The sequence below is a fragment of the Pseudomonas sp. BJa3 genome (genome assembly GCF_026343815.1).
Taxonomy (GTDB): domain Bacteria; phylum Pseudomonadota; class Gammaproteobacteria; order Pseudomonadales; family Pseudomonadaceae; genus Aquipseudomonas; species Aquipseudomonas soli.
Map to the genome: position 1 here is coordinate 1 of NZ_JAOXMC010000518.1, position 239 is coordinate 239.

Consider the following 239-nt stretch of genomic DNA (forward strand, 5'->3'; position numbering starts at 1 on the left):
GGGTGACCGACAGCGCCGAGTTCGTCGTGCTCTTGAAGGGCGGCGACGTCGCTGCACGGATCGACGCCCTGCGCGCGGCGGCGCATCAGGCCGGACAGCGACAAGGGCTGGTGCTGCTGGTCGGTGCCGCCGCCTCGACCTCGGCGGACGACGCGTTGCTGCAGGTCTACCTGCGCGCTGAAGAAGACCTCAGCGACCAGAAGGACGCGCTTGCCGCGGGTCGTCAGGCGGCCTGAGGG

Annotated in this window: 1 protein-coding gene; it reads left to right on the forward strand. The window is 71.1% G+C overall.

What is annotated here, in order from left to right; genetic code table 11:
* On the forward strand, positions 1 to 236 hold a 236-nt coding region (locus OH705_RS28635), incomplete at its 5' end, for a hypothetical protein (protein WP_267303623.1).
* Positions 237 to 239 lie beyond the last annotated feature (3 nt).